21 protein-coding genes are annotated in these 24,756 nt (G+C 44.2%); all 21 read right to left on the reverse strand.

Features of this window, described 5'->3' with window-relative positions; genetic code table 11:
• Positions 1–10: 10 nt before the first annotated feature.
• Positions 11–1,039: a flagellar motor switch protein FliM gene (fliM, locus tag NE536_RS00600; RefSeq protein WP_006082398.1), complete on the reverse strand. Its 1,029-nt coding sequence runs from the start codon at positions 1,037–1,039 to the stop codon at positions 11–13.
• A 39-nt stretch (positions 1,040–1,078) separates the two neighbouring features.
• The gene (fliL, locus tag NE536_RS00605) at positions 1,079–1,606 is read right to left on the reverse strand and encodes a flagellar basal body-associated protein FliL (protein WP_261271465.1); all 528 of its coding nucleotides are present in this window, start codon (positions 1,604–1,606) and stop codon (positions 1,079–1,081) included.
• A gap of 88 nt (positions 1,607–1,694) precedes the next feature.
• Positions 1,695–3,305: a flagellar hook-length control protein FliK gene (locus NE536_RS00610; RefSeq protein WP_261271466.1), complete on the reverse strand. Its 1,611-nt coding sequence runs from the start codon at positions 3,303–3,305 to the stop codon at positions 1,695–1,697.
• Positions 3,306–3,566: 261 nt separating this feature from the next.
• A complete protein-coding gene (gene fliJ, locus NE536_RS00615; RefSeq protein ID WP_006082402.1) occupies positions 3,567–4,013 on the reverse strand; it encodes a flagellar export protein FliJ in 447 nt (148 codons plus the stop codon).
• Positions 4,014–4,042: 29 nt separating this feature from the next.
• Positions 4,043–5,380, reverse strand: coding sequence for a flagellar protein export ATPase FliI (gene fliI, locus NE536_RS00620; RefSeq protein ID WP_012089703.1), 1,338 nt, complete (start codon positions 5,378–5,380; stop codon positions 4,043–4,045).
• Entirely contained in the window at positions 5,349–6,365 is a 1,017-nt protein-coding gene (gene fliH / locus NE536_RS00625) for a flagellar assembly protein FliH (protein ID WP_261271467.1), read from the reverse strand. Before fliH ends, fliI begins: the two co-directional genes overlap by 32 nt.
• Entirely contained in the window at positions 6,352–7,404 is a 1,053-nt protein-coding gene (gene fliG / locus NE536_RS00630; protein WP_220590731.1) for a flagellar motor switch protein FliG, read from the reverse strand. Before fliG ends, fliH begins: the two co-directional genes overlap by 14 nt.
• On the reverse strand, positions 7,397–9,079 hold the full coding sequence (gene fliF / locus NE536_RS00635; protein ID WP_261271518.1) for a flagellar basal-body MS-ring/collar protein FliF: 1,683 nt from the start codon (positions 9,077–9,079) through the stop codon (positions 7,397–7,399). The genes fliG and fliF overlap by 8 nt, the downstream gene beginning before the upstream one ends.
• Before the next feature lie 45 nt (positions 9,080–9,124).
• Positions 9,125–9,460 carry a flagellar hook-basal body complex protein FliE gene (fliE, locus tag NE536_RS00640; RefSeq protein ID WP_261271468.1) on the reverse strand — a complete coding sequence of 112 codons (336 nt, stop codon included), beginning with the start codon at positions 9,458–9,460 and terminating at the stop codon, positions 9,125–9,127.
• Positions 9,461–9,690: 230 nt separating this feature from the next.
• On the reverse strand, positions 9,691–11,034 hold the full coding sequence (locus tag NE536_RS00645) for a sigma-54-dependent transcriptional regulator (RefSeq protein WP_220590733.1): 1,344 nt from the start codon (positions 11,032–11,034) through the stop codon (positions 9,691–9,693).
• Entirely contained in the window at positions 11,027–12,109 is a 1,083-nt protein-coding gene (locus tag NE536_RS00650) for a sensor histidine kinase (protein ID WP_261271469.1), read from the reverse strand. Before NE536_RS00650 ends, NE536_RS00645 begins: the two co-directional genes overlap by 8 nt.
• Positions 12,110–12,218: 109 nt before the next feature.
• Positions 12,219–13,652 (reverse strand): sigma-54 dependent transcriptional regulator, encoded by a 1,434-nt coding sequence (locus NE536_RS00655; RefSeq protein ID WP_261271470.1) that lies wholly within the window; start codon positions 13,650–13,652, stop codon positions 12,219–12,221.
• Positions 13,653–13,938: 286 nt separating this feature from the next.
• Positions 13,939–14,349 (reverse strand): flagellar export chaperone FliS, encoded by a 411-nt coding sequence (fliS, locus tag NE536_RS00660; protein WP_261271471.1) that lies wholly within the window; start codon positions 14,347–14,349, stop codon positions 13,939–13,941.
• Positions 14,350–14,357: 8 nt separating this feature from the next.
• Positions 14,358–14,711: a flagella biosynthesis chaperone for FliD, FliT gene (locus NE536_RS00665; RefSeq protein ID WP_113939463.1), complete on the reverse strand. Its 354-nt coding sequence runs from the start codon at positions 14,709–14,711 to the stop codon at positions 14,358–14,360.
• Positions 14,712–14,821: 110 nt separating this feature from the next.
• A complete protein-coding gene (gene fliD, locus NE536_RS00670; RefSeq protein WP_261271472.1) occupies positions 14,822–16,177 on the reverse strand; it encodes a flagellar filament capping protein FliD in 1,356 nt (451 codons plus the stop codon).
• A 141-nt stretch (positions 16,178–16,318) separates the two neighbouring features.
• Entirely contained in the window at positions 16,319–16,717 is a 399-nt protein-coding gene (locus NE536_RS00675) for a flagellar protein FlaG (protein WP_261271519.1), read from the reverse strand.
• Positions 16,718–17,010: 293 nt separating this feature from the next.
• On the reverse strand, positions 17,011–18,414 hold the full coding sequence (locus tag NE536_RS00680) for a flagellin (protein WP_261271473.1): 1,404 nt from the start codon (positions 18,412–18,414) through the stop codon (positions 17,011–17,013).
• 401 nt (positions 18,415–18,815) lie between these two features.
• The gene (locus NE536_RS00685; protein ID WP_261271474.1) at positions 18,816–20,222 is read right to left on the reverse strand and encodes a flagellin; all 1,407 of its coding nucleotides are present in this window, start codon (positions 20,220–20,222) and stop codon (positions 18,816–18,818) included.
• A gap of 193 nt (positions 20,223–20,415) precedes the next feature.
• Positions 20,416–21,624, reverse strand: coding sequence for a flagellar hook-associated protein FlgL (gene flgL / locus NE536_RS00690; protein WP_261271475.1), 1,209 nt, complete (start codon positions 21,622–21,624; stop codon positions 20,416–20,418).
• 11 nt (positions 21,625–21,635) lie between these two features.
• Positions 21,636–23,561 carry a flagellar hook-associated protein FlgK gene (gene flgK / locus NE536_RS00695; RefSeq protein ID WP_261271476.1) on the reverse strand — a complete coding sequence of 642 codons (1,926 nt, stop codon included), beginning with the start codon at positions 23,559–23,561 and terminating at the stop codon, positions 21,636–21,638.
• 40 nt (positions 23,562–23,601) lie between these two features.
• Positions 23,602–24,744, reverse strand: a complete 1,143-nt coding sequence (flgJ, locus tag NE536_RS00700) for a flagellar assembly peptidoglycan hydrolase FlgJ (RefSeq protein WP_219253409.1) — start codon at positions 24,742–24,744, stop codon at positions 23,602–23,604.
• Positions 24,745–24,756: the final 12 nt, after the last annotated feature.

Below are 24,756 nucleotides of genomic sequence, written 5' to 3' on the forward strand. Positions count from 1 at the left end.
TTACTTCACCTTATAATTCTGATATATCGCGAGATTTACCCTTGCGCGTCACTAATTGTAGCTCGGATTTAACGGTTTCTGGCCGAGGGATCTTTTCATATATTTTAAGTGCTAGGTTATCTCTAGAACGGCCCATTTTACAACGATATGTCGGTAAATCCTCGATTTTCATCATAATATATTCCGGTAACTCAATCGGAATAATATCGCCCGCTTTAAAATTCATCACATCTTTGAGCGTTAATTCATGTTCCACAATGTTGGCATCGAACCCGACCTTCACATCCATGATTTCATCATGCAATGCCTGCGACCAACGCATATCAGTATCTTGCTTATCACTTTGAACACCCGCATCGAGCAACTCGCGAATCGGCTCAATCATGGAATACGGCATAGTGATATGGAAATCACCGCCACCACCATCAACTTCAATATGGAATGAATTAATCACGACAACTTCAGTAGGACTGACAATGTTGGCCATGGCCGGATTGACTTCTGAGTCCAAATAATCGAACTCCACATCCATCACAGGTGCCCACGCATCTTTATAATCTTCAAAAATTATTTTAAGCAATAGCTGTACTATACGTCTCTCAGTAGGCGTAAATTCCCGCCCTTCGATCTTGGCATGGAAACGGCCATCTCCCCCAAAAAAGTTATCCACTAGGATGAACACTAATCTGGCTTCCATGGTGATCAATGCTGTACCTTTGAGCGGACTAAAACGTACCATATTCAAACTAGTAGGAACGAATAGCGTATGTACATACTCTCCAAACTTGAGCATCTGTACACCGTTGATCGACACTTCGGCCGCACGGCGCATCATATTAAACATACTGATACGCAAATGGCGCGCAAAACGCTCATTCACAATTTCCAGCGTCGGCATACGCCCACGAACTATTCGATCTTGGGAAGAGAAATCGTAGGAACGGGCATCTTCTCCAACAGCATCAATTTCGTCATCATCGACGTCATCAACCCCGTGCAATAGCGCATCAATTTCGTCTTGGCTTAATAAATCACTCACTATATTGCCTTCGCCTCTTTTGGTGCTGAAGTTAAAGGGTTATTGCATTACAAAACCGGTAAATAGTACTTTCTCGACAACTTTACGGCCTGTGACCGACTGCAGAGTATTTTGCACACTTAAGAGTGCTAACTGGCGTAACTCATCTTTACCCGCTTGCGTACTGAGTTTTTGCACATCAGCACCACTGAAAGTTGTTAAAAGCGCATCTTCAATCAACGGAATGTGCTTTTGTGTCAGCACATCATCATCGGTACCACGCACCATAAGTTGGACTTTGATCTCAACTAAACGTGCTCTGTCAGGCCCTGGTAAATTGAATAGGAAAGGGCGTGGCATAGGCACATAGGATGCTATGGCTAAATCTCCGGTGGCAGGGGTTTCAGCCTGAACAACTCCATCAGCCGTAGCGACAGGAACTTCCTCAGAATTGCTCCCCATAAAAAACCAGATACCAGCACCGATTAAGAGAGCGATAAGAACACCTACGCCAACAAAAATAAACAGTTTTTTCTTACTTTTAGGCTCTTCGGTACTTTCAAGTTCTAACGATTCTTCCTTAGCCATCACTATTCTCTTTAATTTAGGCGGAACAAATGACGATTCTGATTAATCAAAACGTCATTATGTTTAATCATTGCTATAGGTTACCTACTTAAGCATAATAATCTATACCTGAATTTACACTAGTGGTTTGATTTAAACCTAAATGTAGCTCTTCTGCCGAGATTTCATCCACATCAGCCCCACTTGAACCACCACCGTCGCCAAAACTCCCCTCTCGACGTTCACCTTGGCCACCTTGAGACACATGGCTATCCGCTAATTGCATCCCTTGTTCTTGCAATAACTCACGTAATCTTGGCATAGCTTGTTCAACCAGATCACGCGTTTGTGTCTGAGTGACATGGAACTGTACTTGGGTCTGCTCGCCATGCACTTGAATTTTTACCAGCATATGCCCAAGCTCGGGGGGATCGAGCCTAATCTCTGCATGTTGAATACCTTGACTCACCATAGTGATCAACTGTTGCTTCATTACAGGTGAAAACCGTTGGATCATCTCTTGCATTTGGTTTTGTTGATCGACACCTTGGCGTAATGACAATTGAACTTGCATTGTTTCTTGGCGATTTACTTGTGACATCGAGAGTGTATGGATTGATGATGTAGACTTAATATCTGAGAAGGTACTGCCATCATCAATAAAATTTTCATCTCGGGGAATATCCATCGCAACGGTCAATTTTGCATCTTTAAGTAATAGGTTAGCAGCCAGTTCAAGATTAGGACTTCCATCAAGATCACTTTCTGTTACAGACTGAGTAACCGATGATTCAGATGAAACAGCAGAACCTAAAGTATTAAGTTCAAACGTATTTGCCGAGGTAGAAACGTTACCTGTATTGAGACTGTCCAATATCGGAGTACTCGCGGCACTAGCAAATGACTTTGGCGAAGTGCTCATCGTCGATTTTGTCGTTGCGCTATTCGTTAAACCAGCTTGATTAACCATAGCGTTAAGTGTGACTTCATTCTCGACTAAAGGCTCATCTATGCTAACGCCCATTTGAGTGGTAGCAACAAGTTCTGTGTCTTCTATCTGTAATTCAGCAGCATCATCGATCAAATTGGGGTCAATAACAGCATCGGAATCCACTGACGCTGCAATTATTGGATCTATGGGAAGAATCTGAACGAGTGGCTTATCAGTCAAAGGGACTGACTTAACATCATTATCAGCAGATACAGCCACTGGCACATCTGACGCAGTAGAAACTAATTTTTGTAATTCAGCAGAGAAGCCCACTTCATCAACCATTGCATCTGATGCCTGCTCAACATCGGCAGAAATAGCTGATACTAATGAAGGATCGATTAATACCGCCGATGTCGCATCAGTATTATCTTTACCCGTCATGTCAGTAGTATCTTCAGCATTTAAAAATACTAGCGGCAAACTCTCTCCCTCTGATGCCGTTTTCTTCATGTCATTTGCCATACTGATCTGGGCGAAGATAAGATTAACGTCAGCGTCATCCATTGATATGTCTTTATCTTTTACTTTATCAGTAGAGACGATCTGCACTTTATCGTCAGTATTCGCGACAGCCTTTTTAGGCGCGGAAATAGAAAATGAGCTAGCGGAGACAGACGCAAGTGTAGATGAAAAGTCTTCATTATTAGAATCTTGGGAAGATATCTTAGCGGAATTGGCCGCAGAGTTGCCTGTTTTACTCAACAGGATATTGGTCATTTGTTGCATAAGAGCTCCCAAACATCACCCAGCAGAAGAGAAAATGGCTAGGTAAAAACGTCAATTAAACACTGCGGTTGCAGGGCCATGGACTAAATCAAAGCAAATAAGGTGCCAAAACTTCAGTTTTTTACTACAGAATATTAAAAAGAGTAAAACCCAAAGGAAGAAGTCGAACAAATGTTCAGCGCCATAGGGCGGCGGCAGAAAACTGAACTCATATCGGGCTAGTGAATGGTGAAGATACCGATCATTTAACGCACTATTTCACTAACGCTGATGACGGCGATAAAACTGCTGAGAAGCAAATTCATCGGTCATTTTCTGCTCCCGTTTTTGTTCAACAACTTGGCGCTTCTTCTCTTTACTCGCTAACAGTAATTCCACTGCCTTACGTTTTTTCTGTTTTTCCAACCAATGCTGTTGTCGATATTCTTTTTGTTTTTCACCGTCGGCCACAACGCGATTTTGCTGAGTAATAGCGTCATCAATCTGACGAATAAAGCGATGAAACTGGTGATAGTGACTGGCACTAATGGCTTGACCTTGCTGGGATTGCATTTGCTTCATGTATTCTAAGCGATAGTTATTCAGTGCACTGAGTTGATTCAGCCGCTTTTGGCACTCTAACTGCGCGGACTTTAACAATAACGCCGCTTGTTCTTCGGCATCATTGGCGAGCTTTAACACTAACAACAAGGGATCGGCGTTAGCCATACTAGACCTCGATTAATTCGATGACGCCATTATTTGCACTGTGCGGCAAGTTGCCCGAGCATGACTTGGCTATCGGCAAAACTGAATGCATCACGCATGGTTTGGCGTAAAAAAGCATTCATCGCCGGCTGTAATCGTATCGCATTATCGATTCGAGGATCGCTGCCTTGGGCATAGGCACCAATGGAAATCAAATCCCGATTTTGCTGATACAAGGAATAGGTTTGTTTCACGCGGCGCATCGCTTCCAAGTGTTCATTGGAGATCACCATAGGTGCTACCCGGCTAATAGAGGCTTCAATATCAATGGCGGGATAATGCCCAGAGTCAGCAAGCGAACGGGACAAGACTATGTGACCATCAAGAATCGCCCGTGATGCATCGGCAATGGGATCCTGTTGATCATCCCCTTCCGTCAGCACAGTATAAAATGCCGTAATTGAACCTTGGCCTGGGCCACCGTTGCCGGCGCGCTCAACTAAACGCGGCAGCTTGGCAAACACTGAAGGCGGATAGCCTTTGGTGGCAGGCGGCTCACCCACAGCCAAAGCTATTTCCCGCTGCGCTTGGGCATAACGCGTCAAACTATCCATTAATAACAAGACGTTATAGCCTAAATCGCGGAAATATTCGGCAATACGAGTCGAGGTTTCGCAGGCGCGCAGGCGCATCAGCGGCGAGGTATCTGCAGGCGCGGCAACAACAACAGAACGCGCTCGACCTTTATCCCCAAGAATCTCTTCAATAAACTCTTTGACTTCACGGCCACGCTCGCCCACCAGCCCAACCACAATAATATCGGCAGTGGTACCGCGGGTCATCATGCCTAAAAGCACACTCTTACCCACACCAGAACCGGCAAACAAGCCCATACGTTGGCCTTTACCCACAGTCAGCATGGCATTAATGGCGCGAACGCCAACGTCCAGCGGCTCGGTAATAGCACGGCGAGATAAGGGGTTAATGGCAGCGCTATGTCTTGGCGCTTGTTGATCAGTCTGCAACGCACCTAAACCATCTAAAGGCACGCCGTTACCATCGAGCACGCGCCCTAACAACGACAAGCCGACATTGAGTCCAGTTTGTTCCCCTAAAGGCACCACCCGGGCACCGGGTAATACCCCACGTAATTCCTCGATAGGCATTAAATAAAGGAGTTCACCATCAAAGCCGACAACTTCGGCAATTAACTCGCCCGCCATAGTTTCGATGGAACATAAGCTGCCTACAGGCGCGCGGCAACCGCTCGCCTCTAAGGTTAAGCCAACAACACGCACCAGCTGACCACTGGCCACAGCACGAAATGGCGGCACTTTATCCTGATGATGATTAAGCCTATTCAGCAGTTGGTGTTGGCGATTTTGCATCTGTTCTGGCATCCGGTTGGGTATCTAAGTGCTCACCTGTATTTGAGGCAAATTGCATATCCTCAGCGTCTTGGTTAACCGTATCGACAGCTTGGTTATCCGCCGTTTGATTATCTCGCTCAGACTCAAGCGCCACAGCCACTTGTTTGGCAGTATCTTCAGCTTCAATCGTCTCTTGCAGTTGATGCTGTTTATCACTCAAATGCGCATGTTGATTTCGTAATGACTCAAACACAGTATCAATACGCGATGAAAGCGTTAAATCGACTAATGAGCGATGACTGCTCAGAATACAATCGCCTGCACTTAACGTCGGATCGACTTCAAGTTCCCATTTACTGCGGGTCAGTTGGGCGGTGGAATAAAGTTGTTCGACAAGGATCACATCGTCAGGATGCAGCCGAATAGTCACCGCTTGCTCCTTAATGGGTAGCGACTCTATGCCTAAGCGTAATGCCGAAAGCACTTGTTCTGGATGGGTTTTTAACTCATGGCCTATGACAGATTTAGCTAATTTCATACTCAGGTTCAGTAGGGAGAGCTCAATATCGCCATCGAGTAATTGCAATGGCTTTTCAAATTGAGTTAATAAGGCTTCAAACCGCGAGAGTAAAACTTTAGCTTGAGCTAAACCGGTTTCTAATCCTTGCTCATGCCCTTGGGCGAGCCCTTCAGTATGGCCTTGCTCTAAGCCTTCTAAGCGACCTTTTTCTAGCCCTTGCTCGTAACCTTGCTGTTTACCCTCGGCAAACCCTTCTTCTTCGGCTTGGGCACGAATATCTTCAATCTCGGCCATCGTCGGCGGAGAAACACTCTCAACTGTTGTCGGCTTAGCGGCTTGATGATTAGAATGGCCGAATAAATTCGAGATAGAATCGTCATCGGCTTCAGTCACATCCGGCAGCGCCCAGTGACTAAACTCAATATCACCGTCGCTCAAGACCTTATTTGACGGTTTATTGTCGCTCGGATTAGAGGAACTCATCGCCACCACCGCCGCCTAACATAATTTCGCCGCTGTCACTTAAGCGACGGGCAATAGACAGGATTTCTTTTTGAGCGACTTCCACTTCACTGATACGAATTGGGCCCATGGCCTCAAGATCGTCACGCAGCAATTCTGCGGCACGTTTTGACATGTTGCCCAAGATTTTTTCTTTCAGCTGATCATCAGTGCCTTTGAGCGCCTTCATCAGTACATCTTGTTGCACTTCACGGAGCAGTGCTTGAATACCACGGTCATCAACATCGATTAAGTTTTCAAACACGAACATCAAGTCTTGGATTTGCTGCGCCATTTCTTCATCTGACTCGCGCATGGTTTCCATCAACTGACTTTCGATACCCGTGTCTAAGTAGTTCATTATGTTGGCAGCCGCTTTTAGGCCACCCATTTTCGCGGCCTGTGCGCCACCTTGACCTGCAAACTGTTTCTCCATGATGTCGTTCAGCTCTTGCAGTGCAGCGGGCTGAACTTCTTCAAGATTCGCAATCCGCATCATCAAGTCTAAGCGAGTATTTTCAGGGAATTGACCAAAAATTTCCGCCGCCTGATCGGGTTCTAAATAGGACAACACGATCGTTTGGATCTGAGGATGTTCATTCTGAATAATGGTCGCCACTTGGCGTGCATCCATCCATTTCAACGAATCCAAACCTTTAGCACCGCTGCCCATGATAATCTGTTCAATCAGATTACCCGCTTTATCTTCACCCAGTGCGGCGGTTAAGGCTTTACGAACGAACTCTTCGCTGTTGAAACCAATAGAAGAATACTTTTGAATATCATCGAGAAACAGCTTATGTACCCCGATGACTTTTTCTTGACCAAACTCTTCCATTGCCGCCATCGCCATACCCACTTTTTGCACTTGCTTAGGCTCTAAGTGTTTTAAAATGGATGCAGCATCGGCCTCACTCAAACTGAGGAGTAAGATAGCGGTCTTTTCGACACCGCTAATATCTTTAATGTTAAAGGCAGGTGCGGCCGCTGAAGCCACTTCTTTCGTTTTATTCTCAGCCATTGTCTTGTAACCAGTTTTTCACGACTTGAGTAGAGAGCTCAGGCTCATTCGCCACGAGCGCACGGATAGCTTTAATCATATCATCATCTTTGTGCAGATTAGGGATATGAATTGAACCATCATCGGCATAACTGTATTCCGCCTCTTGAGTATTAAGCATCCCTAGCGTATCTGCCGCGTACTGATCCTCAATTTCGGCCAGTTCGTTACCTAATCTGCCATCCTCAGGCATATTGACACTGTCAGGATAGATTAAGCGTTTCAGCATAGGGCGTACCACAGCTAAAATCAGCACCAAAATCACTAACGCGCCAATACCGAGCTTAATTGCGCGCCAGAACCAAGGTTGCTCCCACAGTTCTAGTGCAGGCAAGTCTTCAACTAATTGATCCATAAAGGGAACCGTGACCACTTCTAACACATCACCCCGTTGCGAGCTAAAACCGACCGCACCTTCGAGTAAACGACGAATGTTGGTCAGTTCTTGTTCAGTACGGGCAACGCGCGCCACTTGGCCATTTTCTCCAGCGGCACCGGGTTTAAAGTCCACCGCAACCGACACACTAATGCGGCGAACCGCGCCAACTTGCTGACGGGTATGGCTAATGGTGGTATCTAACTCAAAATTACGTGTCGCCTCACGGTGCGAATTACCTGCGGTGACAGACTCAGTCGCTTTAGTCGCATCTTCTGGAATATTTGACTCCATTGGCGGCTGATTCGATAGCGCCCCAGGGATCCCACCCGAAGAGCCGCCAGTGGTATTATTTTCAACGGTCATTTCGCTGCGCAGGGCTGGTAAATCAGGGTTATAACGCTTAGAGGTTTGCTCGACCGCAGTAAAGTCCATGCTAACATCGACTTGAGAGGTGAAATTATCAGGGCCTAAGATAGGTACCAAAATCGATTCAATCTTAGTGCGATACTCGGCTTCTTTTTGCTGTACTAATTCAAGCTCGCGACGGGCTGTCGCAGACGCGCCATCTTGGCTGCCTGAGTTTAATAAGCGGCCGTTCGAGTCAGTTACTGTCACCCGTGATGGCTCTAAACCTTGTACAGCAGAGGCAACGATATCGACGATGGCATCTACTTCACCTTGGCCTAAACCGCCACGACGGGTATTGATAACCACAGTTGCACTTGGTTTTGAAGCATTGCGGGCAAAGACGTTTTCTTTAGGTAACGCGAGGATCACTTTGGCGCGGCTAACACTTTGTAGTTGCTCAATTGCACGAGCGAGGTTTTCTTCTTGGCTATGCTTAAGACGGGCTTGCTCCATACGTTGGCTGACACCAAAGCCGCTGTCTTGATTCAAGAAGTCTTGACTAGCGGCAGGGTTGTCGACGCCTGCGCGGCTCAGCATCATTTTCACTTCTTGATATTTATCTTCGGGGACTTTAATCACGTCCACGTCGATTTGATACTTAACTTTATTTTTATCAAGCACATCTAATACTTGAACCATTTCCTGAGTTTCCATTTTTCCCAATGGACGATACTCAGGCTCCTGTGCCCAAAGCATAACAAATACGGCCAAAGCCAAACAAATCGCCAAGGCTAAAATCATAGTTACTTGACGCATCATATCGACACCGCCAAGGTTTCCCATCATTCCTGACTTATGTTCTTGCTGGACACCTTGGTCAGCTAAGCCGGAATTGGATCCGACAATCATTTCTGTGCTCACGATTCGTACCTGCTAATTGGGTTATTCACTGGCCTAGACAGGCATGCTCATTATTTCTTTATAGGCTTCGACAAGTTTATTTCGTACTTGTACCGTTGCCTCGAAGGCGACACTGGCTTTCTCACGGGCGATGACAGTATCAGACAAAGTGACGGTATTATCTCCCATTTCTAAGCGCGTCGCGAGGTTTGATGATGTCGACTGTAAGCCGCTGACATTGCCGACGGCTTGCGAGAGTAACTGACCGAAGTCCGCACCACTGGTGTTATTCACTTGCTGCATGATATTTGGCTGAACGCCAAAAGACGGCGTAATCTCGCCTTGGAGTTTCTGCATTTCCTGCAGGAATGAATTTGCGCCTATTTGCATGCTGAGCTCCCAGTCGTCGAGTTCTTGACGATCAAAATACCGATAATGGGACAATGCAAAATAACGGCCAAGTTTTCAAGTGGTCGTGATTGATAATAAATTGACGGGATAACCTGAAGTTAACACTAAGGATTCTGGATAAAATAAGTCACTTTTATGCTGGTATATTTCAAAAAATGCAGCCTCACAATCAATATGGAGGCTGCGATATCATAGCTTGAATTTAAAGACTAATTTGGTAATTGAATGCCCATATCACGCATCCTTGCCATCTTGTATCTTAGAGTTCGGGCGCTTATCCCCAGTTTTTCAGCGACCAGTTTGCGGCTTCCTTGGCATTGATTAAGAGTTTCTAGAATAATCACATGCTCCTGCGCTTTAAGTTCTTCGCCTAAACCGTCTGGCTCGGCAGCAAATTGATCTAGGTCTTCACCGCCTAAAACCACATCCTGCGTATCGATAATAATGTCATTGGCGGTGATCACTTGACCGGCTCTTAATATCAAAGCCCGCTGGATCACATTATCGAGTTCACGTACGTTCCCCGGCCAGCGATGACTCAATAAACGTCGACGTGCATTTTCATCCAACTCAGGCACATCGGCGACATTCAATGCCTTGGCATGCTTAACCAATAAATGGCGTGCAAGGGGTAAAATATCCGCTGGACGTTGACTTAATGCGGGCCAAGCTAATGGGAACACGTTGATTCGATAGTAGAGATCTTCCCTAAAGCCACCTGCCGCCACCACGGTTTTTAGGTCTCGATTGGATGTGGCAAGCACGCGCACATCGAGCTTAATAGTTTTACGGCCGCCTAAACGCTCAACTTCACGCTCTTGCAATACTCGCAATAACTTAGCTTGTAGGCCTAAATCCATCTCAGATATTTCATCTAGCAGCAAAGTGCCACCTTGAGCCTGCTCAAATTTCCCAGGACACGCTTGATAGGCCCCCGTAAATGCACCCTTTTCATAACCAAAAAGAGTGGCTTCAAGCATATTCTCAGGAATGGCAGCACAGTTAATAGCCACAAAAGCTTGATCGGCGCGGCTACTGTGTTGATGAATATAACGGGCTAAGACTTCTTTACCCGAGCCGCTTGGACCTAAGATCATAACCGATGCATCAGAAGCCGCAACCCGCTGAGCCAGTGCCAATAAAGCTAAACTCTTGTCATCGGCAACAACTGGCTGATCCACATTTTGTTTTAACGGCAAATAGCGGGAAACTTGATTGAGCAAGACTTCTGGCGCAAAAGGTTTGGCTAAGTAATCAACAGCGCCCAATTTAATGGCATCCACCGCACTACCAATCGTGGCATAAGCTGTCATCAGCAACACTGGCAACTTAGGATGATGTTGCTGTAGGAAATTTAATAATCCTAAACCACCAATACCTTGCATTTGCACATCGCTAATGACTAAATCAAATTGATGTTGTTTCAAGGCTAGAATAGCGTCTTCACCCGAGGCAACATCAACACACTCATACTGAGCCAACATTAAAGTATCCAACAAGGCTTCACGCAATGAAGCATCATCTTCAACGAGCAATAACTTTGCTTCAGACATGGGTAATCTCCAAAGGTAATATCACCGCAGATTTAGCCCGAGGGAAGACTAAAGACACAGTACAACCTTTATTCGGTAAGCAACTTAATTGCAGTTGCCCTCCATGATTGCGCACCACAGATTGCACCACCGCTAACCCGAGCCCAGTTCCCTGCGATTTTGTCGTAAAGAAAGGTTCAAGCACCTTCTGCTGCATATTGGCATCTAGGCCTTTGCCATTGTCGATGACATTCAGTAGTAACTGATCGCCCTCTTCTTTCGCCTGAATACGAATCTCAGTGGCGCCAGCTTCAATACTGTTCATGACTAAATTATTAATCGCCGAGCTTAACGCATTGGAATTAGCTAACATTAAACTGCTTGATGCATCATCAAATGACAAGTCACAGCCTTGCTTTGCCGCTATTGGCTCACAATTTGCCAAAACATTGTCGATAACCTCAGCAAGCGTAATCAACTCTCCCAGTTCATCCTGACGGCCTTTCGCCATCAATAGCATGTCGTTAACCTGCCGCTCGAGTTCATTGAGTCTATCAACAAGTTTTTGCTGGAATTTCGCTTTAGCGGCATCGGATAACTTAGGACTCGCAAGATTAGAGGCATATAGCAATGCGGCTGATAAAGGTGTGCGCACTTGATGCGCCAAAGTTGCTACCATCTTGCCCAGTGCAGATAAACGTTGTAGATGGGAGATATTTTTCTGTAATAATCGAGTTTCAGTCAGATCAGTTAACACAATTAATTGACCAGGCTCTGGCGTGAGTGGCGTAATGGCTAATTTAACTCGGCGGCCATTACGCAGTGACACTTCATGGCCATCATCATCCTGTGGCGCAAAGGCACTGTGGATCACATCAATCCAGCGAACGCCACACAAGGAGCGCTCTAGTAATTCAACTGCAACCGGATTGGCATCCGTGACTATACCGTCGCCATTGATAATCACCACGCCTGATGGCATAGCCTGTAAAATATGCTCCATTCGATTGGACATATTCGCGGCCTCACGCAGTTGGTTCCATTGTTTGCTAGTGTGCTTGAATGACTCAATTTGCGCTAGTGGGTTGGCTGACATAGTCACTCCGTCAAAAAATTGCTTATGACGGAGTGACTGCAGTATCTATGCCAAATTAGAAATTAAACTTTAGAGGTTAAAAAGACTTATATTACAATAAAATAGAAAACTAATCTTTTGTCATTCCGTACTTACGCATTTTTTCTACAAGCGTTGTACGACGTATTCCAAGCATTTCAGCAGCGCGAGCAACAACGTTATCTTGCAACTCTAGCGCCTGACGTATCATGTCGATTTCAAGCTCTGCTAACAAATCCTTAAGGTTCACACCTTCAGGCGGCAGCTCACTTGGGAAACGCGTCTCAGGAATTTCAACCGGCTCTTCATCACTAAAGATAGAAGCCAAAGCATCACGCTCCTGCTGCTCTTCACTCATCTCTACACAATATTCAGGTACATCGATATGGCGATACTTGACGGGTAAATCGTTAACATCAACCAGTCCACCCGGATATAAAATCGTGAGACGTTCGACTAAATTAGACAGCTCACGCACGTTACCCGACCAAGCATGTTCTTTTAACGACTCTATCGCGCGCTGCGTAAAACGCACCTTGCCACGGCCTTCGTTGTAGACTCGGCTAACCAACTCTTGTAATAGCAAAGGTACATCATCCTTGCGATCACACAACGCGGGCATTTCAATTGGGAATACGTTTAGGCGGTAATAGAGATCCTCACGGAACTCATTAACGCTGATCATGGTTTCTAAATCTCTATGTGTCGCTGCTACAACGCGCACATCGGCGTTGATGGTCTTAGTGCCGCCAACACGCTCAAATACCCGTTCTTGCAGTACACGAAGCAATTTAACTTGCATCTGCAATGGCATATCACCAATTTCATCAAGAAATAGTGTGCCGCCTTCAGCCAATTCGAAACGGCCTTTACGAGAGGATATTGCCCCAGTAAATGATCCCTTCTCATGGCCAAAAAGTTCACTCTCTAACAACTCTGGTGGTATAGCACCACAGTTCACTGGAATAAAAGGGCCATCACGGCGTTCAGACAAATAATGGATATTACGGGCGACCACTTCTTTACCTGTACCGGATTGACCCAGTACAAGCACGGTTGCCTCAGATGTTGCCACTTGATTAATCAAATGCCTTACATTGGCAATACCATCACTGCGCCCCACCAAGCTTCGGAATAACTTAGTTTGATTCGCACTTGTGGGGACTTGAGGACGCTTAACTTGGCCAAATACTTGGCAGAAGTGTAATAATTCAGTGAGTTGAGGATAGGTTAAAGGTTCCTCAATATTTCCAAGAATGTTAGATACTTGCAGATCGTCAACGTTGCCAAGCAACAGCATAGGTTGCCATGGATGTTGACCCGCGATGTTTTTAAGCATCTCTGCATCCATAACATCAGTTAGGATAACTAAAGCTCTAAAACGGGTATCTTGGAGGCTAGCACCTAATTTTTCGGCGTCAATTTGTACAATTTGCTCACCTAAAAAATCAAAAATGCAACACAGGCGATTTAATCGCTCTGATGGGGGGCCGATAAGTAAAATTCGTTGATCTGTTTGCATCATTCAGTAGGCCGTAAAGCTCTAATATGTATTAATTCGCATTAATTATTTATGATTAGTTGCTGTAAAAGCTTAACAAATTCAATGTAACAATCTGTGCCACCATCACTACTGTGATGAATATTGTATTATCAGCAGACGAGAAGCAAGCCTCAGATGAGGTTTATGCCAAACTGAATTGATTTTAGTTCATTTATGCCATGATTCTAGCTAAAAACGTCAAATGTTTGACTTTAAGCCAAAAAAAAGACGCAACCAGTGCGTCTATTTTTAATCACCAAATAAGATATTAACCCGCTTCAGAATGCGCAGAAATATTATGTTTATCTGCAGGAATCGCATCCCAACTCTCTTTTAGAGTACGAACTATGTCACTTACATCATCAATCGCTTTAACATCATTATTCAAATTCGCCTCAGAAATACGGCGCAACATAAAATCATATAAATTACTGAGATTGTAAGCAACACTGCCTTCAGCTTCCATATTTAAGCAGCTATTCAGCCCCGCGATAATCCCTAGCGATTTGCCAATAAGAAGCCCTTTTTTTGCAAAATCACGCTGCTCTATTGCATATCGACTCTGAGCCAAACGCTCAAGCAAACCAGCAAACATCATTTGAATAATGCGGTGAGGCGATGCCACTGCTATCTCACTTTCTAAAGAAACCTTACGATATGACTGTAATGAACCTCTCATATTAGTACCTACCTATTTGCATCTATCGACTTGTATACATTGATATGACGTTGACTATTACTACCAGCATGCAATAGAGCTTGCCTGTCCAGTAAGAAAACATTGGCTTTCTCTGTACATGCTTGAGTTAATGAAAACTGTAACTGCAAATAATCTCTGTCAACAAATTGCTCATCTGCAACCAAAGCCTCAAGTAATAATTGACGCTGGCCAACAAACTCTTGCAATTTTAATACCAAAAAATCAATATTTTCATTATCTATTGATAATGTAGTCACTTGTCTAATGATTTCATTCATTTGCTCATTAAGAGAATCTAATGTGCTAACAACATTCTGTGTATTAATTTGGCTATGATGCATAAATAAAATCTCTTACTCTGCCACTTTAGATAACAAACTCATAAAATCCAAAAACTGGCAAACATCGTGTAAATCTATCTTACGGTAGGGACAATTTGGCTGATAAAATATTATCGTTTGCTCACAAGCCCAGGAAGAGAGTCGAGTCGCTGAGTTAGCATACTACCTTGAGCGTTCATCTGGCCAACAATCAAATCCATAGCATTGTACTGCTTTAATAACCTAGCTTCATAGGCCTTCATTTTTAAGGCAAGACTCTCACGGCTATCGGTAATACGAGAAAGTTGAGTATCTAAACTTTCATCTCGACTATCTAAAATCCCCCCTGTTTTTACATAGGAGTCAGTAACATCTTTCATTCGTGTACCAAACCCAGTTTTTTCCGCTGAAAAAAAGTCGGATACGGCATTAATATCTTTACTTAGCACTTCATCAAGCTTTTTATCATCAATCTCAAGGCTCCCCGTCTGAGTGGTTTTAATGCCCAGATTCGCTAACATCATAGAGCCACTATCACCACTCGTTGATGACAACACGCCCCTCATCTGGTTTTGGACACCACGAATAACAGAATCACCTTGCAATACACCTGCTTTCTTAGTTTTGGGATCATAGCCTGACATGCCAGACATGGTTTTCATTAACTCATTGTATGAATTAACAAAATCTTTTATAGCTGTTTTAGAAGATTCACGATTAGGTTCAATTTTGAGTGTCGTTGTTTTATCTTTGTTAGCATCCGTCAATGTTAAGTTGATACCTGTAATCGCATTTTTTACTTCGTTTGAATCAGAAGTCACTTTTAAACCATCAACATACAAAATTGCATCTTTTGCAGGTTGTAATTCTGTCATTGCAAAAACATCTGAAAGTGCTGTTCCAGCGTCATCCGTGGCCGATGCTTGAACTACATTAGCCGCACCAGTCTTGTTAGATGTAAGAACCAACTGAGCACCATTATCGCCCTTAATAATGGTTGCAGTTACTCCAACATTATCTTTAGAAGCATTGATGTTTTTCATAATGTCTTGCAGAGAGTCTTCTGCACCAACAGCGACATTAAAGCTCTCACTTCCCACTGTCAGACTTAATGAGCCACTTCCTATTGGAGCCGTAACATCTGTAACTGCTGTAGAACCTAATTTATGGCTTTCAGCCAACTGTTCAACAATAACTTTATAGTTACCAGCTACTGCAGTCGGGTCAACTGTTGCGGTCATAAAATCTTTATTGGAAAGCGCACTCTTAAAACCTGTAAAAGTTTTAGCATCAGATAGAGGTTTTATTTTCTCTAAGAAATCAGACATTGCACTTTTCAATGCCCCAAGAGCAGAGATCTGAGTATTTATCTTACCTTCTTGAGCATTGAATTTGGCTTCTTTAGGCGCTTTTTCTGCATTAACTAGAGCGGTTACAATGCCGCCGATGTCCATGCCAGTACCTACACCCAATGATGTTAATCCCATATCCACCTCTGATCTGCGTCTAAAAACTTACCAAAACGCATAGTCAATAATTCAGCAAGATTCACGCCAACACTTCAGTTAATGTGAATAGCTTACCACTTTAGATTGAACCTCTCATCAATGCATATTAAAAACTACAACTTAAACCTCTGTTTTTATTAATGCACCAGTCACTTCAGACAATTTTTCAGCCAAGGCAAGCGCCTCTTCACTAGGAATTTGTCGCAGCACTTCACCAGAGTCTATATCCATAACACTGACAACAGGCCTATCAGAACTCGCATCAACTTTAAATGCTAATCCCTTACGCATCATAGTTACCATATCCGTCAGGTCACTCGCAACCTTATCTAACTGCTCAACATTCGTTTTAGTATCTTTTGTAGACTCGCCATCTTCTACCATGTTCACGCTGTTTGATTGGCCAAACAAAGGCTTTATTGAACCACTTGACTCTTGCTGAAGAGATTGTGGAGGAGCTAGTTTAAGCTCTGTCTTCAGCCCCACTACATTAGATGTACTAACTGAATTAATATCCATCATGCCACCCTCTTAGTCACACTTACCTATGTACTCTGGTACTGCTAGAAAGTACTAACCTCACAGATGAAGCACAAAACTACACGCTTCAGCTTTATCTTCAAACAGCTACTAATCTGCTTACTACTGTATATTGATGATGCTACTAAATGTTATTGACTTATAATCACTTTATTAACAACACTAAACTGACCATTTTAATGCACAAAGGGAAGGGTCTAAACGAACCTCCCCTCTCAGTGCCAAACACTTAGCTGTCAATCATCTCAGTATGAGATAACCGCCAATCATAATTACAGCAATGACAGGGCAACTTGTGGTAATTGGTTGGCTTGTGCCAACATAGCAGAAGATGTCTGAGACAGAATTTGTTTCTTAGTCATTTCTGCAGTTTCTTTTGCAAAGTCAACATCTTGAATACGGCTACGGGCATCTGCTACGTTAGTTTGCACGTTCCCTAAGTTATTGATTGTGAAGTTCATACGGTTTTGTACCGCACCCAAATCTGCACGTTGGGAATCAATACCAGCAATAGCTGAATCTATGACAGCCAAGGCATCCTGTGCTCCTTTAGCCGTGCCAATATCAATTTTAGACACTTCAGACAATTTAGAGCTACCAGCAGTTGCAGTCACACCGCCACCGAGCAGTTCGTTAGCTGTTGTGCCTTTAATGGCAAATTTTTCAGGTGAAGATAATTTAAGTTCAGACGTTTTACTGGCGTTTGCTGCACCAGCAGCTTGACCACCTAATTTCGCCGTTGTACCGCCACCATAACCAGCAACTTCTACACCAGCAACACCCTTAGCTGTAATACTAATGACACCCGTTTCTTTATCGTGGCTAACATCGTATCCCGCTTTACCTAAGTCAGTAGCAAGTTGCGCTGAATCGCCTTTATATGTTGCTAAATCGTAGCTATCTTTTGTACCATCTTTGGCAACAACAGAGAAAGTCCCCGTATCCGCAGCACTTAAGCCAGACAGTGTTGTCGTAACTGAGGCCTCAGCCGTAACGCCTGCACCTGCTTTATTAATGTTATCAGCAACTGTAGCAGCATTGTCACCGCCGGTAATTGCCACAATTTTACCATTAACAGCAAAAGCTGCATCAGCGGTTGTACCTTGTGTTAAAACAGTCGCCGCTTCTACACCAAATTTAGTGCCAGCACCTGAAACGCTGTGATTACCAATCTTATTCGCCGCAGTACTAGAAAGCGAAACTGAAATCGTTTCATTTGCGTTTGAACCGACCTGAAACTTTTGACTACCGTAACTACCATCAAGTAATTTCTGACCACCAAAAGAAGTCGTGTCAGCAATACGTGTTAATTCTGTTTGTAATGAAGAAATCTCTTTCTGCATAGACTCACGGTCAGCAGTAGAGTTAGAACCGTTAGCAGATTGTAGAGACAGGTCACGCATACGCTGCAGAATGTTAGTCGATTCTTGCATTGAACCTTCGGCAGTTTGCGCAATTGAAATACCGTCGTTCGCGTTACGCATTGCTACGTCTAAACCATTAATCTGACTCGTCATACGGTTAGATATTTGTAGGCCCGCCGCATCATCTTTAGCGCCATTGATACGCAAACCTGAAGATAAGCGTTCCATGGAAGTTTTCAAACCATTGTTCGCATTAGTGAGGTTCTTTTGTGAATTCATTGAAGTCACGTTGGTGTTTACTGAAATAGCCATAAAATATATCCTCTTTACCTGACGTTACGTTAGTGCCTGTCTTGCTGTAATGACGTTAAGCCAGGCCAATCTCATGGGTTACATTCAGTTTAACGGCAGCACTTTGGCTAACTTTAATATTTTTATTTAAATAATTGAAAAAATATATCCATTAGAAATGATTGCAATGAATTAACTCATTGTAACTAAGGGATTACTCAGGAATAAAAAGAAAAGAAGAAGGAAATAAGCTGAGAGCTGTGCAAATTCTTATAGATGGTCTGATTCTATTGCTTGTTCACAAAAATAAAATTAATAGCATGAAACGCGGAAAAAATAGCTATGCCCAAGTACATCATCTAAACAAAAGTTTAGATAGAGACTTGGGCATTAAGCTCATTTTTTATTACTCGACTTAAGGATTAGCCCAGTAATGATAATGCCACCTGAGGCAACTGATTAGCCTGTGCTAACATAGCAGAAGAGGTCTGAGACAGAATTTGCTGCTTGGTCATCTGGGCAGTTTCTTTTGCAAAGTCGACATCTTGAATACGGCTACGGGCGTCAGCCACGTTAGTCTGCACGTTGCCTAAGTTATTAATAGTGAAGCTCATTCGATTTTGAACCGCACCTAAATCTGCACGCTGTGCATCGATTCCAGCCAAAGCGTTATCAATCACAGCTATCGCATCTTGGGCGCCATTTGCAGTACTAATATCAGCCTTGCTCACTGCGTTTAAAGATGAATTACCAGCAGTGGCAGTCACACCGCCACCGAGCAACTCGTTAGCTGTTGTACCTTTAATGGCAAATTTATCAGGTGAAGATAATTTAAGTTCAGCCGTTTTACTGGCGTTTGCTGCACCAGCAGCTTGACCACCTAATTTAGCTGTTGTACCGCCACCATAACCAGCAACTTCTACACCTGCAACACCCTTAGCCGTGATACTAATGACACCTGTTTCTTTATCGTGGCTAACATCGTATCCCGCTTTACCTAAGTCAGTCGCAAGTTGCGCTGAATCACCTTTATATGTCGCTAAATCGTAACTATCTTTTGTACCATCTTTGGCAACAACAGAGAAAGTCCCGGTATCCGCGGCGCTTAAACCAGACAGCGTTGTCTTAACTGAGGCTTCAGCCGTAACACCAGCACCTGCTTTATTAATGTTCTCCGCAACTTTGGCAGCATTGTCACCAGCCGTAATGGCTACAACTTTTCCATTAACAGCAAAGGCTGCATCTGCGGTTGTACCTTGTGTTAAAACAGTCGCCGCTTCTACACCAAATTTAGTGCCTGCACCTGAAACGCTATTATTACCAATTTTATTCGCTGCTGTGCTAGACAACGATACTGAAATCGTTTCATTAGCATTGGAGCCCACTTGGAATTTTTGCGTACCGTACGTACCATCAAGTAATTTCTGACCACCAAAAGAAGTGGTATCTGAAATACGAGTTAATTCTGTTTGCAATGCAGAAAGTTCTTTTTGCATTGATTCTCGATCACTGGTTGAATTCGAGCCATTAGCAGATTGCAGTGACAAATCTCGCATACGTTGCAAAATGTTAGTCGATTCTTGCATTGCACCTTCGGCAGTTTGAGCAATAGAAATACCATCGTTAGCGTTGCGCATTGCAACATCGAGCCCATTAATCTGACTCGTCATACGGTTTGAAATCTGTAGACCTGCGGCATCATCCTTAGCGCTATTAATCCGTAATCCTGACGACAAGCGTTCCATGGACGTTTGCAGATTACCATTGGCTCCACCAAGGTTTTTTTGCGCCTTCATTGATGTGACGTTCGTGTTTACTGAAATAGCCATGTTACATTCCTCTTCTAAGTTGGGTGCCAAGACGTGGAAGCCTGGCTAAATCTTGTTGCCATCAATTGCTGCAACTTTACTTAACGTGCTTAACTCTATTTGCTTAATTTAATTACTTAACCTTCAGACCTTGATGCCTTTCATCATTGAAAACCGTCTTGTTTTAGCGCTTTCGGTTCAGAAGGCATTCGATCTAGATGTAATCAAACAGCGATACGGAACCCACTTTACTAAACACACTGGATACGGCATTGAGTGCGAGTTGTTGCTTCTCAAATTCAGTTATCGCAGTGGCATAATCAAGATCTTCCAATTTGGATAATGCCGAGGTGTTAATCAATTTTTCATCAGTGTGCTTATCAGTATATTTTTCCAGTATCTTTAAACTGTTACCTGCTAAGCCCTGCTGCTGACTCATTTGTTTGACACCACTCCCAACATTATTCAATAACTGTGCCAACTCAGACTGCCCAGAAGGCGTCTGCACTTGGTCAGTATTTTCAAAAAGAGCAATTGCCTTATTTAATGTATTGAAAATACTAACCTCTGGTTCTTGATGAAGGGTAAAGCTGTCACCTATCTTCGGCTCGCCAGCAATTTTTAGTTCAACACCGTCAAAAGTGACTGGCACCGCGGGATCGAACGCCGCTGCGGGGGAGATGATATTGGCGGGAATAGCGTTGTCGGTAACTTGAACATTGATGCCACCAGCACCATCATCTAGAAATGAAACTGTGTAATCAGAGAGAGAAGGTGTCGCGTTAGCTAGCTTAGCGCTAGATACACTAAAATCACCTTGTTGGGACGGCAAATAATTGACGCTATAATCACCCATTGCATTAGGTGACTTCATAAAAGCGGTATCTCCAGCCACATTAGTATTAAGCTGAATACCTGAAGCAATCATGCTATTACGAACGCCTGAGTCGCCTGAGTAAATAATCTGACCATTGTTATCGAATGCGAACGGTTGCGTGTCAGTTTTATTACCTGCAAAGAGATAATTTCCCGATTCATCTTTGGTATTCGCAATTGTCAGCAATTGATCCAAACTTTTGCGCAGGTCATCGGCAATTGTTTGCCGCTCTGCCGCTGTCATACTGCCATTAGAACCCCGTAGCATCATGTCCTTCATGCTCGATACTAGTTTATCTGCTTGGCCAAGTTGACTTTCAGTCTGTTGTAAGTGATTCGTTGCATAATCAATGTTCTTAATAAACTGATCGACGAGTGCATTTTTCTGATTCAAATTATCAATACCCTGTGACGCCACAGGATCATCACCAGCAGTATTGACTTTCTTACCACTGCTCAATTGGTCAAGAATTTTGCTGGTCGCCGTTTGCTTTTGCAGCACACTGGTAATGCTTTGATTAAAAATCTGCGCGGATGATAATCGCATAGTTAAATCTCCTAACGCACTGAGGATAATAAGGTGTCAAAAATCTGCTGTGCAGTCGTCATGATCCGCGCAGAGGCTTGATAGGCTTGCTGAAAACGCATTAAATTTGCTGCTTCTTCATCTAAGTTCACGCCCGACTCACTCTCTACTCGCGCATAAGCTTGTTGATACACGGCCTCTGCCGAACCAACACGCACTTCAGCCGCTTTCGTTTTACTGCCTACCTCGAGCTTAGTGTTCTCGAACACATCAGCTAGGGTCGACTTTCCCCCATTCATCACCTTACTTTCGCTCAACTTAGCCATAGCGACAGCATTAGAGTTATCCCCCGCTGCGAAGGATAAATCGAAGGTAAATCTGTCATTGCCTGCAGCCGCTTTGCTGTCAACTTCAAAGGTAAAACCAAAAGCGCTAATACTCGGAGGCGTATAAGGGGCTGCAGCCCCAAGGGATGTTCCCGCGGCGTCGAATGCTTCATAGGTTGGAGGCACAACTGTGGTATCGAGCTTTATCGTCAACTCACTGCCCGTTACAGGGAAATTTGCGGCATTACGATTGCTAATTTGAGTCAACTTAACTTGAGTATTACCCGAGTTAGCGGCATCTGCGGTAATCTTTGGTGATGCGGCGGCAATGCCTTTAGGGTCTTTCATGACCACTTCAATGCCATTTGAAGCACCCGCTGTCGGGCGAATGGCAAAACGATCGCCAGACGCCATAGCGCCCGCTTTTATGTCAATTGAAAATCCAGATCCACCCGATAAAGTCGAGCCAGTTAACGTCAGTGGCGTAATTGCCCCCGTTTTCGAATCTCTCAGCTCATAAGTTGCAGGCGCGGTAAATGACAGTTCGTAGGCACCACCAGTTAATAAACTGGTGTCATCTATGGTAACGCCTAACGTTGCATTACCCGTATTACCAGAAAAACCTGCTGCACGGCCCAAAGACATCATAGGATCGTTGATATCTTTGAAGATATTGGCACCAACTTGCCCATTGAGGTCAATACCTTGTGCTTGCATTTTATTGAAGTTATCAGCCACGCCCAAGGCTAGTTGATCGAGCTCATGACCCGCGGGAATTAACGTTTGATCACGATAATCAAAAATGGCCCCTAACTGACCGCCAAGTTTACTCGGATCAACAGTGACACTTTGCGAACCAATACTTGAAGTCAATTGGAGCTCATTCGGAAATGGATCACCCGCTTGGACTCCCATCGTCATAGCAATTTCGCCAGAAACCAACATCACTGAGCCACCGAGCATTACGCTCTTAGCACCATTTTCTAATGGAATAACATTCACTTGAGCATACTGGCTTAACTCTTGAACGAGTGCATCTTGCTTATCAAGCAACTGCGCATCCTGATTCGGCGACTTCATTAACTCTAGGTTTAAATTTGCCAGTTCTGTACTGATCTCATTGATACGCTTAGTCATACCTGTGATCTGGTCATTGGTCTGATTAAGCTGGCCATTCAAATACGACTGCATCTGATTAAGACTGCTGGCAACTTGCTGTGCGTTTGTTAGGGTCGAACTCCGAATACCCAAATCTGCAGGCAAATCAGCCACACTATTCAGCCCCGAAAACAGGTCATTCAAGCTTTGTGGCACAACTTTACCTACCTGTGAAAACAGCTGATCTAGCTCACTCAATTTACCGTAGCTGGCTTCGGCGGCGCTTAACGTTGTTTGACCAATGCGTAACTCTCTTGCAGCATAGTCATTGTAGATACGCTTAACGTCATTAACGTAAGTTCCAGTGCCATAAAAGCTACTACCAAAACGCTGCGATTCAAGAGTCGACTGCGTTGCTACTTGTCTGTGGTAACCAGCGGTATTGGCGTTAGCTATATTATTACTGGTAACACCCAGTTGCGACTGGGAGGCAAGCACCCCAGTTCGCGCTATATTCAGTAGATCAACGGCCATTAGTTGACACTCCTATGAACAAACAGGGTTGTAAGATTCATCATTTGTCTTCTCCTGGCAGAATTGATTTCAGTTCTTCACTGATCGACTGCATCACTTTAATCACTTTTTCAGCGTATCGAGGATCAGTGGCATAACCCGCATCCTGCAAAGCTCGGATGAATTGAGTAGGGGAAGCGGCCACTTTTTTCGCATCTTGATAACGTTCACCTTCGGCAATGAAGGACACAAAATCGTTAAAGCTATGCTCGAAATCACTATAAACTCGGAAGTCAGCTTTTTGCTGAACAGCAACACCGTGCTCAAATTCTAAGGTACTGACGTTAGCCTTATCGCCTAACCAACGACGATCAGCTTTAATGTTGAATAGGTTATGACTCGGCGCACCGTTATTGCCGCGGACGATTTTTTGTCCCCAGCCAGTTTCCAGTGCCGATTGCGCCAATAATACTTCTGGTTGGGTACCTAATGTTTTTGCGGCTTTTTCAGCATGTGGATATAAGGTCGCTAAAAATTCTTCTCGACTACCGAACCTGACAATCTTTTGGGTTTCCCTAAATGCTGCCGTCGGCAAAACTTGGCCGCTAATCACAGGTTCTACCACTGAAAGTGATTGTTCACTCCAGCTCGGCTTAGGCGTATCGATAGCCAGTGAACGATTAGGCGTATCAATGTCCATTGATGAATTGGCATCTTCAGCTCTATCCGGTTCAAATACAGGCCGAGCGATAGCAGCCGGCACACCATGATTTACAACTGTGGGTTCAACCACAGGAGCGGCTGAACTCTGCATAGGCACATTAAGCGCTTTATCGTCGTGGAGCATTTTCATGCCACCATCGTCACGCAATACCGATGCAGGCGTGAAATGACTTGTTTCGGGAGAGAGTTGCTGCACCATCATATCGGCAAGGCCCAATACACCTTTGTCAGATAAATCGACCGATAACTGCTGATCGCGCATCTGCTCGTAAAACTGAGTGTATTGGCTATTGAGTGGACTATCAGACTGAAAAACCGCATTGGCATCGCGCATACTTTTCATCAGCATTTGCACGAAAATACCTTCAAATTGTTGGGCGACCTTTTTCAAGGCGCCCTTCTCATCTTTCTGAGCCTGAGCGCGGAGTGAATCTAGCCCGCCCAGGTCAAGAAAATGTGATGAACTTGAAAGCTTTTCCATGATTTTCCCGAC

Source organism: Shewanella septentrionalis, assembly GCF_025370265.1.
GTDB lineage: Bacteria > Pseudomonadota > Gammaproteobacteria > Enterobacterales > Shewanellaceae > Shewanella > Shewanella hafniensis.

Excerpts from the sequence above, each read along its gene's own strand:
- fliL (WP_261271465.1), bottom strand. The coding sequence starts at position 1,606 with ATGGCTAAGGAAGAATCGTTAGAACTTGAAAGTACCGAAGAGCCTAAA.
- NE536_RS00610 (WP_261271466.1), bottom strand. The coding sequence starts at position 3,305 with ATGCAACAAATGACCAATATCCTGTTGAGTAAAACAGGCAACTCTGCG.
- fliJ (WP_006082402.1), bottom strand. The coding sequence starts at position 4,013 with ATGGCTAACGCCGATCCCTTGTTGTTAGTGTTAAAGCTCGCCAATGAT.
- fliI (WP_012089703.1), bottom strand. The coding sequence starts at position 5,380 with ATGCAAAATCGCCAACACCAACTGCTGAATAGGCTTAATCATCATCAG.
- fliH (WP_261271467.1), bottom strand. The coding sequence starts at position 6,365 with ATGAGTTCCTCTAATCCGAGCGACAATAAACCGTCAAATAAGGTCTTG.
- fliG (WP_220590731.1), bottom strand. The coding sequence starts at position 7,404 with ATGGCTGAGAATAAAACGAAAGAAGTGGCTTCAGCGGCCGCACCTGCC.
- fliF (WP_261271518.1), bottom strand. The coding sequence starts at position 9,079 with ATGATTGTCGGATCCAATTCCGGCTTAGCTGACCAAGGTGTCCAGCAA.
- fliE (WP_261271468.1), bottom strand. The coding sequence starts at position 9,460 with ATGCAAATAGGCGCAAATTCATTCCTGCAGGAAATGCAGAAACTCCAA.
- NE536_RS00645 (WP_220590733.1), bottom strand. The coding sequence starts at position 11,034 with ATGTCTGAAGCAAAGTTATTGCTCGTTGAAGATGATGCTTCATTGCGT.
- NE536_RS00650 (WP_261271469.1), bottom strand. The coding sequence starts at position 12,109 with ATGTCAGCCAACCCACTAGCGCAAATTGAGTCATTCAAGCACACTAGC.
- NE536_RS00655 (WP_261271470.1), bottom strand. The coding sequence starts at position 13,652 with ATGATGCAAACAGATCAACGAATTTTACTTATCGGCCCCCCATCAGAG.
- fliS (WP_261271471.1), bottom strand. The coding sequence starts at position 14,349 with ATGAGAGGTTCATTACAGTCATATCGTAAGGTTTCTTTAGAAAGTGAG.
- NE536_RS00665 (WP_113939463.1), bottom strand. The coding sequence starts at position 14,711 with ATGCATCATAGCCAAATTAATACACAGAATGTTGTTAGCACATTAGAT.
- fliD (WP_261271472.1), bottom strand. The coding sequence starts at position 16,177 with ATGGGATTAACATCATTGGGTGTAGGTACTGGCATGGACATCGGCGGC.
- NE536_RS00675 (WP_261271519.1), bottom strand. The coding sequence starts at position 16,717 with ATGGATATTAATTCAGTTAGTACATCTAATGTAGTGGGGCTGAAGACA.
- NE536_RS00680 (WP_261271473.1), bottom strand. The coding sequence starts at position 18,414 with ATGGCTATTTCAGTAAACACCAACGTGACTTCAATGAATTCACAAAAG.
- NE536_RS00685 (WP_261271474.1), bottom strand. The coding sequence starts at position 20,222 with ATGGCTATTTCAGTAAACACGAACGTCACATCAATGAAGGCGCAAAAA.
- flgL (WP_261271475.1), bottom strand. The coding sequence starts at position 21,624 with ATGCGATTATCATCCGCGCAGATTTTTAATCAAAGCATTACCAGTGTG.
- flgK (WP_261271476.1), bottom strand. The coding sequence starts at position 23,561 with ATGGCCGTTGATCTACTGAATATAGCGCGAACTGGGGTGCTTGCCTCC.
- flgJ (WP_219253409.1), bottom strand. The coding sequence starts at position 24,744 with ATGGAAAAGCTTTCAAGTTCATCACATTTTCTTGACCTGGGCGGGCTA.